Genomic DNA, 12,123 nt, shown 5'->3' on the forward strand with positions numbered 1-12,123 from the left:
AGGTAGCAATGCACCCCAGCCAGATGCCCATCGTCGAACTGCTGAAGGTAGCCGTCGAACTGCAGGAGTCCGGGAAGCGGGTCAAGGTGCTGTGGCAGGAGAGCGAGTCGCTCGCCTTCCTCGCCCGTGGCCGTGAATACCGCAGCGAATTCCATCTCAACCCGAGCGACGAGGTGATGTTCATGGTGCGGGGCTCCATGGACCTGCACTACCGCAAGCCGGAGGGCGGCTCGGACATCGCGGTGATCCCCGAGGGCGGGACCATTTTCACGCCGACCGGCATCGCCCACTCGCCCCGGTTCGCGCCGGACGCGTTCGTGCTGGTCATCGAACGGCTGCGGAGGCCGGGCGAACTGGATCGCTTCCGCTGGTTCTGTCCCGCCTGTGATGAGTTCCTGCACGAGGAAGCCGTCCACGTGAGCGACTACCGTACCGACCCGGTGGCGGGCGCATACCAGCGGTTCTACGGCGACGTCGCCGCCAGGACCTGCAAGTCCTGCGGCACGGTCATGCCGGACGAGCGGCTGTGACGGCGATCGGCGGGCTGGTGCTCGACGCGCTGCGCGCGCGTCCCTGCCTCATCGCGTTCCGGCAGGGCGGCGCCGAGCTGACCTACCGCGAGGCGGAGCGGCTGGTGCTGGGCGTGGCGGACACCCTGGCCGGGTCCGGCCTGCGGCCAGGTGACACGGTGCTCCAGGTCCGGCCCAACGATCCGCTGCAGTGGCTGGTGAACGCGGCCTGCTACGTGGCGGGCCTCCGGTCCGCCGCCCTGCCGCCTGGGGCACTGCGCGGCGCGACGCTGGCCGAGCGGCTGGATCTCGTCGCGCCGGACGCCGTGCTCGCCGAGCCGGGCGACCAGGATCTGGACGCGTGGCTGCGGGCCCGTCCGGAGATCCGCGTGCTGACCGATCGCGACCTGACCGCCGCGCTGGAGCCGGGGCCGGACCCGGCTCCAGCGCCCGCGAGCGCGGTGGTACGGCTGGCGTTCACCTCCGGCACCACCGGGCCGGTCAAGGGCGTCGAACTGTCCGGCGGCGCGTTGGGCGCGGTGGCGACCGCGTTGCGCGACACCCTTCCGTGGCCGGAACAGCCGCGCGTGCTGTGCCCGGAGTCGGTGTCCGGGGGCTTCGGCAACATGGTGCTGCCGACGCTGATGCTGGGCGGGACGTTCGTCCTCCCGGAGCGTTCCGGCACCGACGCTCTGCTGGCGGCCGCCGCCGAGCACCGCCCGACCGTGCTGATGGTGATGCCGCCCGCGTTGCGCGCCCTCCTGGCTCATCCGGAGGGGCACCACTGGTCGTCCCTGGCGCTGGTGGTGTACAGCGGGACATCGCTCACCGGCGAGGAGATCGACCGCGCGCACGCGCTGTTCGGTGAGGTGCTGTGCGGGGTGTTCGGCCAGGTCGAGGTGCCCAAGACGATCGCCTGGACCAGCCCGGCCGACCACCTGCACCCGCGCCGCCGCTTCTCACTCGGCGTGCCGTTCCCCGGGACCGAGGTCCGCGTGTGCGGTCCCGGCGGCGGCGACCTCCCGGCGGGGCAGGCGGGGGAACTGTGGGTGCGGGGCCCGACCATCGCCCGCGCCTACGCCTTCCCCGCCGGTACGCCGGTCGAAAACGGGTGGCTGCGCACTGGCGACGTCTGCCGGCGCGACGCCGACGGCCGTCTGTACTACGTGAGCTGCGTCCAGGACTTCGAGGCAGCCGGATGAGCGACATTCAGCCGGTGATCGACGTGCACGCCCACGCGCTGCCGATGCCCTTGCTGACCTGGCTGTCCGGGCGCGGCCTGGCCGACCTGTCCGATCTCGCCGCCGGCGTGGTCAGGATCGACCCGCAGGTGTCCGGGATACCGAAGGGCGCGCCGATCCCGCTGCCGCCCGCCCAGTACGACGTCGCCGAACGGCTGGCAGACCTGCGCCGCACGGGTGTCACCCGCCAGCTCGTGTCGGTGCCCCCGTTCGTGATGTGCGCCGACGCCACCGACGAGCGGGACGTCCTGGCCGTGGTCCGCCGCGGCAACGACGCGCTGGCCGACCTCCTCGCCGGGCATCGCGGGGTGCTCGACCCGCTCGGGCACGTGCCGCTCGGCACGCCGGCCGCGCCGGAGGAGGCCCGCCGCTGCCTGGACGAGCTGGGGTGCGTGGGCATCGCCATCGGCACCCGCGGCCTCGGCAGGGAACTGGACGATCCCGTGCACGAGCCGCTGTGGGAGTTCCTCACGGACCGCCGGGCGTTCGTCTTCCTCCACCCCAACAGCGTCCCCGGCGGTTCGCGGCTCGCCGACTACTGGCTGCCCCAGCTGGCGGGCTTCCCGATGGAGACCGCGCTCGCCGTCTCGCGGCTCGTGCTCGGCGGCGTACTGGAACGGCACGACCTGCGGCTGTGCCTCGCGCACGGCGGCGGGTGCCTGCCGTCCCTGCTCGGCAGGCTGGACCTCGGCTGGTCGCGCAAGGCGGTGGCCCGCACCACGCCGCGCCCGCCGAGCGACTATCTGCGCCGCCTCTACTACGACACCGCCACCTTCTCCACCCCGCTGCTGCGGCGGCTCGTCGAGGACTTCGGCGTGGACCACGTGCTCGTCGGCACGGACTACCCCTTCGAACTCGCCGACACCGACCCGCTCGGCACGGTCGCGGCGCTCGGGCTCGCGCCCGGGGAGGCGGCGGCCGTCCGGGCGGGGACGGCTACCGCGCTGCTGACCGGATCGGCGTGACGGTCCCGGGCGGGTCGCCCGCCGAGTAGCCCTTGGCCAGCTCGCGGGAGATCGACTTCGCCGCCAGCCGCAGCGCGGGTTCCACCGCCGCGAGCGACCGCGTGTGGGTGACGGTGTGCGAGACGACGGAGAGCGCGGCCACGACCCGGCCGTCGGGCCCGTGGATGGGGGTCGCCACGGAGGCGGTGCCCAGCGACAGCTCCTCGGCGCACCGGGCGATGCCGGTGGCGCGGACCTCCTGGAGCGAGCGCATCAGCAGTCCGGGCATGACGATCGTGTGCGGGGTGTACCGCTTCAGCCCGGCCGCCAGCACGGCCTGCTGCAGCTCGCGCGGCGCGTGGGCCAGCAGGATCTTGCCGACCCCCGTGGCGTGCAGGGGCGAGCGCCCGCCGACGCGGCTGACGACGCCGACCGAGCGGCGTCCCCACACGCGCTCGACGTAGAGGGCCTCGTCGCCGTCGAGCACCGCCAGGTGGACGTTCTCCGCCGTGGCCTCGTAGAGGTCATGGATGAACGGCAGCGACACATCCCGCAGCGTGCGCGGCTGCGGGCACAGCGCGCCCAGCTCCCACATCCGCAGTCCGATCCGGTAGACCCCGTCGCGTTCCTTCTTCAACGCCCCCAGCTCGACCAGCTCGGCCGCGATGCGGTGCACCGTGGAGACCGGCAGCCCGGTGACGGCGGTCAGCTCGACGAGGCGGAGCGCGGGCCGCTCCGGGGAGAAGGCGTTGAGCAGGGCGAACACCCGGCTGGACACGGTCCGACCGGGTTTGCGGGCATCTCGGGGTGTGGCCATGGGGAGAATCGTGGGGTGGATCATCGCGGATCAGCCGTCCGGTTTAGGTGATGATATCTCATCATGTCGGGATCGCCGCAGGTCGTGGGCGAGGACAACGATCACGACCGCCGCGACCGAGGTCATCGCCACCGCGAGCCCGCGCGGGTCGATGGGCAGGGCGGGGTCGCCGGGGGCGAACGCGCCGACCAGCCCGACCGCGAGGATCGCGCCGACGTAGCGGGCCGACTGGAACAGGCCGCCGACCACGCCGGACATGCCGGCGGGCGCACGCTCGTACATGAGCCGCTGCAGGCCGAGATTGCACAGCCCGTACGGCACGCCGAGCACCACGCCGTCGACCACGACGGCCCATGCGGGCGTCGCCGTACCGAACGAAATGATCGCGGCGACCCCGGCCAGCAGCAGCCCGCCGCCGGCCAGCAGGGTCCGCCCGACGCCGAAGCGGCGCATGACGCGACCGCCGAGCACGGTCGCCACGACGCTCGTGGCCGCGATCGGCATGATCAGGAGCCCGGTGTGCGCCGCGTCGAACCCGAGCGCGGTCTGCAACCACGGCGGCAGCCCGTAGAACGCGCCGTAGTAGGCCAGGTTGAACAGCACGAAGGTGCCAAGCACCAGCACCATCCCGGGGGCCGCGCCGAGCGCGCGGACGTCCACGAACGGCTCGGCGGCACGCCGTTCCCACCACAGGAACCCGGCCCCGGCGACGACCACGGCGGCCAGGCCGGGAACCGACACCCTCGGGACGGCGAGCATCAGATCCAGCAGGCCGACCACCGCCGCCGCGAACAGGATGACTCCCACTGGATCGATCGAGCGGATCAAGCCGCCGCGTGCGGCCCGCTCCTCGGGGCCGATCGCGCGCCACGCGAGCACCAGCGCCCCCAGCATGACCGGCAGGTTGACCCAGAAGATGGCCTGCCACCCCGCCCAGGAGGTCAGCAGCCCGCCGAGCACCGGGCCGACCGCCCCGGCGGTCGTGTTGACCGTCGCGACGGCGGACAGCCCCGTCGTGTCGCCGCTGCGCCGGATGACGACCATCGCGCACGGGAACGCGGCCGACACACCGGCGGCCTGCACGCACCGGCATAGCACGAGCAGCGGCAGCGACGTGGCCAGAGCCGCCGCCGCGGAGGCGATCGCCGCCACCGCCAGCCCGGCCGCGAACAGCTTGCGCGGGCCGACGCGGTCCGCCACCCGGCCGAGCACCGGCTGGCAGACGCACGCGGTCAGGTAGAAGACGGTCACCACCCACGTCGTCGTGGCCAGCGGCTGGGCGAAGTCGCGCTGGATGGGCGCGAGCGCCACCGCGATCATCGAGGAGTTGAGCGGAGCGAGCATGGTGCCCGAGAGCAGCGCCGCAAGGGCCAATCTCGTCTTGCGCGTCGCTCGGACGGTCGTCATCCTGCGGGACCACCGGTCCGCAGCAGCAGCTTGCCCCGGACCCGGCCGTCGGCCAGTTCGCGCAGCGCACGCGGCCCCTGATCGAGCGGGAGTACGTCGTGGACATGGTGGCGCAGCCGGCCGGCCGCGGCCCAGTCGAAGATCTCGCGGAGGTTCCGCTCGTGCGCCGCCCGGTCCCGCCGGACGAACTCGCCCCAGAACACCCCGACCACCGAGGCGCCCTTGACCAGCGGGATGTTCAGCCCGACGCGCGGGATACCGCCCGAGGCGAACCCGATCACGAGGTACCGGCCGCCCCACGCGACCGCGCGTACCGCCGACTCGGCCACCGCGCCGCCGACCGGGTCGAACACCACGTCCGCACCCGCTCCGCCGGTCAGTTCCTTGATCGCGGCCTTGGCGCTGCCGGCGTCGCCGTAGGAGAAGGTCTCGTGCGCGCCGTGCAGACGGGCCGACTCGGCCCGCTCCGGGGTGGAGGCGCCCGCGATCACCCGGGCGCCGAGCAGGTTCCCCACGTCCACGGCGGCGGAGCCGACCCCGCCCGCGGCGCCGAGCACGGCGAGCGTCTCGCCCGCGCGCAGCCCGGCCCGCTGGACGAGTGCGTGATAGGCGGTCGAGTAGGCCACCAGGATCGCCGCGGCCTGCCGGTCGGTGACGTGGCCGGGCACTTTGGTGACCCGGTCCGCCCGGACCAGTACGGCGTCGCGGGCGCACCCGTACTCCTCGTTGCCCGCCACGCGGTCGCCGGGCCGTACGGACGTGACTCCCGCGCCGACGGCCACGACCGTGCCGGCGTACTCGCTGCCGGGGGAGAACGGCGGCTCCGGCCGCACCACGTGCGTGCCCGCGATGATCAGCGTGTCGTGGAAGTTCAGCCCCACGTGGCTGACCGCGACCACCACCTCGCCCGGCCCCGGGCTCGGCGTCGCCACGTCGGCCAGCTCGAGATCCTCGGGCCCGCCGAGGCGGGCGCAGACCAGCGCGCGCCCGCTCACGACACCACGCCCGCGGACAGGAAGCCGTCCACCTCGTCGGCGGAGAACCCGGCCGCGCGCAGCACCGCCACGGTGTCCGCGCCGAGTTCGGGGGGCGCCGTGCGCAGGCCGGGCAACTCGCCGTCGTAGCGGACCGGGTGCCGCAGCACGGTCGCCCGCTCCTCGCCCACGGGGAACTCGGCGAGCAGCCCTTCCGCGGCCACCTGCGGGTCGGCACGCACGTCGTCGTAGGTGGCCACGCGCTCGATCCAGAACCCGCGCGGCTCCAGCCGGGAGGCGACCTCCGCGTAGGTCATCCCGGCGAGCACCCGGGCCACCGCCGCGGTGTACTCCTCCCGCTTGGTCCGCCTGGCCCGCTGGTCGTAACCGGCCAGCTCGGGAGCGCCGAGCGCGTCGCCGAGGTCGTCCTCAGAGCCGTTGAGCGCGATCACGATCGAGGTGTCCCGCAGCGCGTACACGCCGTAGGGGGCATCGATCGACCAGCACGCCAGCTCGGCGGGGCGGCGGACGTCGGTCTCGGTCCTGCGGCCGGAGTAGTACAGCGCGAGCGATTCCGCCTGCAGGTCGAGCCCGGCGCCGAGCAGGCTCGACTCGACCCGCGTGCCCTCGCCGGTGGTCAGTTTGCGCGCGTAAGCGGCCAGCACGCCCATCGCGAGCAGCGCCGCGCCGTGCTGGTCCACGACGGGCGTGCCGGCCGCGGTGGGGCGGTCGCCGGTGACGTCCACAAGACCGGTGCGCGCCTGCACTAGCAGGTCCACCCCCGGCCGCCCGGCCATCGGGCCGCGCGAGCCCCAGCCGCTGGCCGAGGCGTAGATGATGTCCGGCTTGATCGCGCGCACCGCCTCGTACCCCAGGCCGAGCTTCTCCAGCGCGCCGCCCCGATAGTTCTCCAGCAGCACGTCGGCCTGCTCGATGAGCGGGCGGAGCACGGTGCGGGCGTCCGGGTGCTTGAGGTCGACGGCGATCGAGCGCTTGTTCCGGTTGACCGACAGGAAGGTCACGCTGCGCCCGGCGACCCGGATCCCCGAGCTGCCGATCCTGCGCTCCCACGACCCGCCGGGCGGTTCGACCTTGACGACGTCGGCGCCGAGGTCGGCCAGGTACTGCGAGGCCGCGGGTCCCTGCACGAAGTGCGAGAAACTCAGCACCCTCATCGAGTCGATCATGCAACCTCCCAGCAGCGGTGTAGTGCGACCGTAGAAACACACGGTCCCCGCCCTCAACATCACGTTCCCGCTGGGTGGAAACGCGCCCACACAGGGCGGGCCTCGGTCCGGCACCATGGCCGCCATGGTAAGTGGGTTTTCCCCGATACGTGTCCGGCTCCCGGGCCACGTGATCAACTGCGTGGTCGCGGGCCAGGGACCCGCGGTGCTGCTCCTCCACGGGTGGCCGCAGACCGCCCACGCGTGGCGCGAGGTGGTGCCGCTGCTCGCCGACCGGTACACCGTCGTGGCCCCCGACCTGCCCGGCTTCGGGGCCAGTTCGCGGCCGGACGGCGGGTACGACAAGCGCACGGTGGCGAGCACCCTGGCCCGGCTCATGGCCGCCCTCGGCCTGGCCCGCTACCACCTCGTCGGCCACGACGTCGGCGGCCAGATCGCCTACCCGCTCGCCGCGCTGTACCCGGAGTCGGTGCGCAGCCTGACGTTCGTCGAGGCGGGCATCCCCGGGCTCGGCGACAGCCTCGCCGCGGCGAACCCGCTGACCGGCGGGTCCTGGCATTTCGGCTTCAACATGGTGCCCGACCTGCCGGAGTTCCTGCTCGCCGGCCGCGAGCGCGGCTATCTGGAGTTCATGTTCCGCCGCGACACGGTGGGCCTGTACGCGACCGGCGCGATCGACGACGCGGCCATGGACGTGTACGCGCGTGCCCTGGCCGCCCCCGGAGCGGTGCGCGCCACAATGGGCTACTACCGGGCGCTGCCGATCGACATCGCGGACAACAGGGAGCTGTGCGCCGCCGGGCCGCTGCGGGTGCCCGCGCTGGTGGTGGGCGCGCGACACGGCGTGGGGCTCGGCTGGCTGGACACGGTCCAGGAGGCCGTGGCGGACGTGACCGCGCGCTGGGTGGAGGACTGCGGACACTACGTGCCCGAGGAGCGCCCCGCCGAGCTGGCGCGGCTGCTGACGGAGGCATGGCAGGAGGGTGATTCGGGTGACGAGTGACGTGGTGCTGATCCACGGGGCCTGGCACGGGGCCGGGCACCTCGTGGCGCTCTGCAAGGAGCTGACCGCCAGGGGCCACCGCGTCCTGGCGCTCGACCTGGTGGGCCACGGCACCCGGGCCCGCTTCCCAGCGAGCTACCTCACCAGGGACGTCGCCGCGCTGCGCACCGAGCCGTCCCCGCTCGCGGACCTGAGCCTCGACGACGTGGCGGCGGACGTGGTGGCCACGCTGCGCCGGTTCGCCGCCCCGCCGGTCGTGGCCGCGCACAGTATGGGCGGGGCGGTGGCCACCCGGGTCGCCGAACTGGCCCCTGAGCTGGTGGCCGGGCTGGTGTACGTGACCGCGTTCGTCCCCACCTCGCTGGGTCCCGCGGGCGCGTACCTGGCGCTGCCGGAGGCGAAGACCGCGCTCGGCGGCGGGCTCTACCTGGGCGATCCCGCCGCCGTCGGCGCGGTACGGATCGACCCGCGCAGCACCGACCCCGCCTACCAGGACGAACTGCACGCGGCCTACTTCACCGACCTCGACCGCCCCGGCTTCCTGGCGATGGCCGCCTCCCTCACCCCGGATCAGCCGATGTCGTTCCTCACCACCCCGACCGGGGCCACGGCCGAGCGCTGGGGGAGCGTGCCCCGGACCTACATCCGCACCCTCCGCGACCGCGCGCTGCCCGTCGCGCTCCAGGACGTGATGATCCGGCATGCCGACGAGCTGGCCCCCGCGACCGCGTTCACCCAGGCGACCCTCGACGCGGGGCACGCCGTCTTCGCCGGCAGCCCGGCCGAGGTGGCGGACATCATCCACGACGCAACCTGATCACACCGCCTGGGATGGCGGCGAGCAGCTCGCGGGTGAACGGTGCCTCGGGGGCGGCGAGCACATCGGCGGTCGGGCCGGATTCGATGATCCTGCCGTCCCGCATCACCGCGAGCCGTGCCGCGGCGGCGGCCACCACGGCGAGGTCGTGCGAGATGAGCAGGCACGCCATCCCGTGCTTGTCCTGGAGGCGGCGCAGCAGCGCGAGGATCTGGGCCTGGGTCACCGCGTCCAGGGCGGACACCGGTTCGTCGAGCACGATCAGGTCGGGCGACGGCGCCAGCGCGCGGGCGATGGCGACGCGCTGGCGCTGCCCGCCGGACAGCGCCGAGGGCCGCCGCCGGGCGACCTCGGGCGGCAGCGCGACATCCTCCAGCATGCGTCGCACCCGTTCCCGGCGCTGCGCCTGGGTGCCCGCGCGCAGCGGTTCCGCGATGATCCGGCCCACGCTCATCAGCGGGTCGAGCGACGCGTACGGATTCTGCGTGACGAACTGCACCCGACCGGCCCTGACCGGCACGCCGTCCAGCAGCACGCTCCCGCCCGTCGGCTCGAGAAGCCCGGTGATCATGCGGGCCACGGTCGACTTGCCCGACCCCGACGCGCCGACCAGCCCGAGCGTGCCCGCCCGGTCCAGCGCGAACGAAGCGCCCTCGACCGCGACTCTGCCGCCCGGATACACCTTGCGCAGGTCGCGGACCGCGAGCAGCGGGTCTCCCGCGACCGGTGCGGGCCCGGTCAGCGGCCGGGGGGCCGAGTCGAGCAGCAGCCGGGTGTAGGCGGCCGCCGGACTGCCGAGCACCCGCTCCGCCGGACCTTCCTCCACCACCCGGCCCTCGGTCATGACGGCCACCCGGTCCGCGCGGTCCGCGGCGACGCCGAGGTCGTGGGTGATCAGGAGAATGCTCGTACCGTCCCTGGCCGCGACCTTCTGGATGAGGTCGAGCACGGTCTTCTGCACCGTGGTGTCGAGCGCGGAGGTCGGCTCGTCGGCGATCAGCAGCGCGGGCCGTCCGGCGAGCGCCATGCCCAGCAGCACCCGCTGCCGGAAGCCGCCGGAGAGCTGGTGCGGGTGACGGCCGAGCACCTCCGCCGGGTCGGGGATGCCCACCCGGCCGAGCGCGTCTTCGAGGGCGCCCTCGCCAGGCCGAGGGGTCCCGGTCAGCCGCAGGGCCTCGGCGAGCTGGGCGCGCACGGTCATCAGCGGATTGAGCGCGGTCCCCGGGTCCTGGGGCACGAACGCGATCCGCCGTCCGCGCAGCCGCCGCCACCCCCGCTCCCGCAGGCCGTCCACCCGATCACCCCCGAAAGTGATCGCGCCGCCGGTCACCCGGGCCGTGTCGGGGAGCAGGCCGGCCAGCGCGTGCGCGAGCGTGGACTTGCCCGACCCCGACTCGCCGACCACCGCCACGATCTGCCCGGCCTCCACCGTCAGGTCGGCGCCGTCCACGGCGGGTCGGCCTCGCCCGTACCGTACGGTCAGGCCGCGTACGGCCAGCAGGGGTGTCATCATCGCTCCGATCGCGTGCGCAGCACGTGTCCAAGGTGATTGACCGCGAGCACCACGGCGACGATGACGAGACCCGGCACGGTCGTCAGCCACCACGCCGAGGCGAGGAACGGACGCCCCGCGCTGATCAGCGAGCCCCACTCGGGCGCCGGCGGCGGGGCCCCGAAGCCGAGAAAGCCCAGGGCCGCCACGGTGAGGATGGCGTTGCCCAGCTCGAGCGTCGCCAGCGCGGCGAGCGGCCCCGCGGCGTTGGGCAGCACGTGGGTCAGCAGCACCGTGGGACGCCCGGTCCCGCACACCGCGGCCGCCTCGACGTACCCCGACCCGCGGACCCTGATGACCTCGGCGCGCATGATCCGGGAGAACACCGCCGCCGCCGACACGCCCACCCCGACGGCCACCTCGCGCGTCCCCGGCCCGAGCACCGCCACGATCACGAGGACCAGCAGGAAGGACGGCACGGCGAGCAGCACCTCCACCGCGCGCATGACCAGGCCGTCCAGCCGCCCCCGAGCGGTGCCCGCCACCAGCCCGATCGCCGAGCCGGCGATGACGGCGATGCCCACCGCGATGACGGCGGCCTGCAGCGAGGGGGCCGATCCGTGCACGACTCTGGCGAACATGTCCCGGCCCAGTTCGTCCGTGCCGAACAGATGCCCGGCCCCCGGCGGCAGCAGCCGTTCGGCGAGATCGCCGCGCACCGGGTCGGCGGGCGAGAACAGGGAGGGAGCGAGCGCGGCGGCCGTGGCCGCCAGCAGCACCAGGGCCGACGGCACGACGCCGAGCCTCACGCGGCACGCTCCCGGGGATCCACCAGTGGATGAGCCACGTCCACGGCGAGCGTGAGCAGCGTGACGGCCGCCGTGGCCACCACCACCAGGCCCTGCAGCATGGGCAGGTCCCGGGTCGTGACCGCGGACTCGATCAGCCGGCCGAGCCCGTTACGCGCGAAGACCGTCTCCACCACGACCGACCCGGACAGCAACCAGCCGACCAGCAGCGCGGTCATCGTCAGCGCGGGCATGGCGGCGTTGCGCAGCGCGTGTGCCGTCACCGCCCGCGCCCGCGACGCGCCTTTGGCCCGCGCGGTGTCGACGTACGGCTGCCGCATCTCCACGGTCAGCCGTTCCAGGAGCACCTGCGCCACGAAGGCCGACGACGGCACCGCCAGGGTCACGGCGGGCAGCACCAGACCGGCGAGCCCGTCCTCGCCCCGGGCGGGGAACAGCGGCAGCCCGAACGAGAACGCCTGCAACAGCACCAGACCGAGCCAGAAGGTCGGGACCGACAGCGAAAGGCCGGGCAGCGCGCCGAGCAGGCGGCGCAGCCACAGGTGCCGGGTGTGCGCGGCCGACCAGGCGATCAGGAAGCCGAGCGGGATCGCCACCAGCAGCGCGCCGCCCGCCAGCGCGAGCGTGCGCGGCGCGGCCAGGGCGATCGTCGCGCCGACGTCCCGCCCGGTCTGGAACGACGTGCCGAGGTTGCCGCGCAGGGCGTCGAGGAGCCCGTCGGCATAGCGTTCGACCGCCGGGCGGTCCAGGCCGTACTCGGCGCGCAGCGCGGCCACCCGCGCCTCGTCCACCCCGTTCTCCGGGCCGATCATGATCCGTACGGGATCGGCGGGCAGGAGCGAGAAGGCGGCGAAGGTGAGCGTGTAGGCCGCCAGCACCACGGCCGCCGCCTGCACGAGGCGCCGCGCCACGAACCGGGTCAC

12 protein-coding genes are annotated in these 12,123 nt (G+C 74.1%); 5 read left to right on the plus strand and 7 right to left on the minus strand.

The features are described from left to right. Positions 1-8 precede the first annotated feature (8 nt). The 3 genes from Aple_RS35940 to Aple_RS35950 are packed head-to-tail and all read left to right on the plus strand — an operon-like array spanning position 9 to position 2,715. The gene (locus Aple_RS35940) at positions 9-530 is read left to right on the plus strand and encodes a 3-hydroxyanthranilate 3,4-dioxygenase (protein ID WP_155349211.1); all 522 of its coding nucleotides are present in this window, start codon (positions 9-11) and stop codon (positions 528-530) included. Continuing rightward, on the plus strand, positions 527-1,711 hold the full coding sequence (locus tag Aple_RS35945; protein ID WP_170321829.1) for an AMP-binding protein: 1,185 nt from the start codon (positions 527-529) through the stop codon (positions 1,709-1,711). Before Aple_RS35940 ends, Aple_RS35945 begins: the two co-directional genes overlap by 4 nt. Next, a complete protein-coding gene (locus Aple_RS35950) occupies positions 1,708-2,715 on the plus strand; it encodes an amidohydrolase family protein (RefSeq protein ID WP_155349213.1) in 1,008 nt (335 codons plus the stop codon). Before Aple_RS35945 ends, Aple_RS35950 begins: the two co-directional genes overlap by 4 nt. On the opposite strand, the gene Aple_RS35955 is transcribed toward Aple_RS35950, so the two are convergent. From Aple_RS35955 to Aple_RS35970, 4 genes are read right to left on the minus strand one after another with little or no spacing between them, the layout of a single operon-like run. Then, complete coding sequence (locus Aple_RS35955) at positions 2,687-3,511, minus strand: IclR family transcriptional regulator (protein ID WP_170321830.1); 825 nt, start codon at positions 3,509-3,511, stop codon at positions 2,687-2,689. The two genes, Aple_RS35950 and Aple_RS35955, sit on opposite strands and share 29 nt — an antisense overlap. 30 nt (positions 3,512-3,541) lie before the next feature. Beyond that, positions 3,542-4,918, minus strand: coding sequence for an MFS transporter (locus tag Aple_RS35960; protein WP_155349215.1), 1,377 nt, complete (start codon positions 4,916-4,918; stop codon positions 3,542-3,544). Next, the gene (locus Aple_RS35965; RefSeq protein WP_155349216.1) at positions 4,915-5,913 is read right to left on the minus strand and encodes an NADPH:quinone oxidoreductase family protein; all 999 of its coding nucleotides are present in this window, start codon (positions 5,911-5,913) and stop codon (positions 4,915-4,917) included. Before Aple_RS35965 ends, Aple_RS35960 begins: the two co-directional genes overlap by 4 nt. Next, entirely contained in the window at positions 5,910-7,067 is a 1,158-nt protein-coding gene (locus Aple_RS35970; protein WP_218038673.1) for a CaiB/BaiF CoA transferase family protein, read from the minus strand. The genes Aple_RS35965 and Aple_RS35970 overlap by 4 nt, the downstream gene beginning before the upstream one ends. A 136-nt stretch (positions 7,068-7,203) precedes the next feature. Here Aple_RS35970 and Aple_RS35975 point away from each other — a divergent pair, with 136 nt between their 5' ends. Both Aple_RS35975 and Aple_RS35980 read left to right on the plus strand, forming a co-directional pair. Then, a complete protein-coding gene (locus Aple_RS35975) occupies positions 7,204-8,082 on the plus strand; it encodes an alpha/beta fold hydrolase (RefSeq protein WP_170321831.1) in 879 nt (292 codons plus the stop codon). Further along, positions 8,072-8,899, plus strand: a complete 828-nt coding sequence (locus tag Aple_RS35980) for an alpha/beta hydrolase (RefSeq protein ID WP_155349219.1) — start codon at positions 8,072-8,074, stop codon at positions 8,897-8,899. Before Aple_RS35975 ends, Aple_RS35980 begins: the two co-directional genes overlap by 11 nt. On the opposite strand, the gene Aple_RS35985 is transcribed toward Aple_RS35980, so the two are convergent. Genes Aple_RS35985 through Aple_RS35995 form a run of 3 tightly spaced genes read right to left on the minus strand, consistent with a single transcriptional unit; the run spans position 8,880 to position 12,123 of the window. Continuing rightward, positions 8,880-10,412 carry an ATP-binding cassette domain-containing protein gene (locus Aple_RS35985; protein WP_246264992.1) on the minus strand — a complete coding sequence of 511 codons (1,533 nt, stop codon included), beginning with the start codon at positions 10,410-10,412 and terminating at the stop codon, positions 8,880-8,882. The two genes, Aple_RS35980 and Aple_RS35985, sit on opposite strands and share 20 nt — an antisense overlap. Then, complete coding sequence (locus Aple_RS35990) at positions 10,409-11,200, minus strand: ABC transporter permease (protein WP_155349220.1); 792 nt, start codon at positions 11,198-11,200, stop codon at positions 10,409-10,411. Before Aple_RS35990 ends, Aple_RS35985 begins: the two co-directional genes overlap by 4 nt. Next, positions 11,197-12,123, minus strand: a complete 927-nt coding sequence (locus tag Aple_RS35995) for an ABC transporter permease (protein WP_155349221.1) — start codon at positions 12,121-12,123, stop codon at positions 11,197-11,199. Before Aple_RS35995 ends, Aple_RS35990 begins: the two co-directional genes overlap by 4 nt.

The organism is Acrocarpospora pleiomorpha, from assembly GCF_009687885.1.
GTDB lineage: Bacteria > Actinomycetota > Actinomycetes > Streptosporangiales > Streptosporangiaceae > Acrocarpospora > Acrocarpospora pleiomorpha.

Excerpts from the sequence above, each read along its gene's own strand:
- Aple_RS35940 (WP_155349211.1), top strand. The coding sequence starts at position 9 with ATGCACCCCAGCCAGATGCCCATCGTCGAACTGCTGAAGGTAGCCGTC.
- Aple_RS35950 (WP_155349213.1), top strand. The coding sequence starts at position 1,708 with ATGAGCGACATTCAGCCGGTGATCGACGTGCACGCCCACGCGCTGCCG.
- Aple_RS35955 (WP_170321830.1), bottom strand. The coding sequence starts at position 3,511 with ATGGCCACACCCCGAGATGCCCGCAAACCCGGTCGGACCGTGTCCAGC.
- Aple_RS35960 (WP_155349215.1), bottom strand. The coding sequence starts at position 4,918 with ATGACGACCGTCCGAGCGACGCGCAAGACGAGATTGGCCCTTGCGGCG.
- Aple_RS35970 (WP_218038673.1), bottom strand. The coding sequence starts at position 7,067 with ATGAGGGTGCTGAGTTTCTCGCACTTCGTGCAGGGACCCGCGGCCTCG.
- Aple_RS35975 (WP_170321831.1), top strand. The coding sequence starts at position 7,204 with ATGGTAAGTGGGTTTTCCCCGATACGTGTCCGGCTCCCGGGCCACGTG.
- Aple_RS35985 (WP_246264992.1), bottom strand. The coding sequence starts at position 10,412 with ATGATGACACCCCTGCTGGCCGTACGCGGCCTGACCGTACGGTACGGG.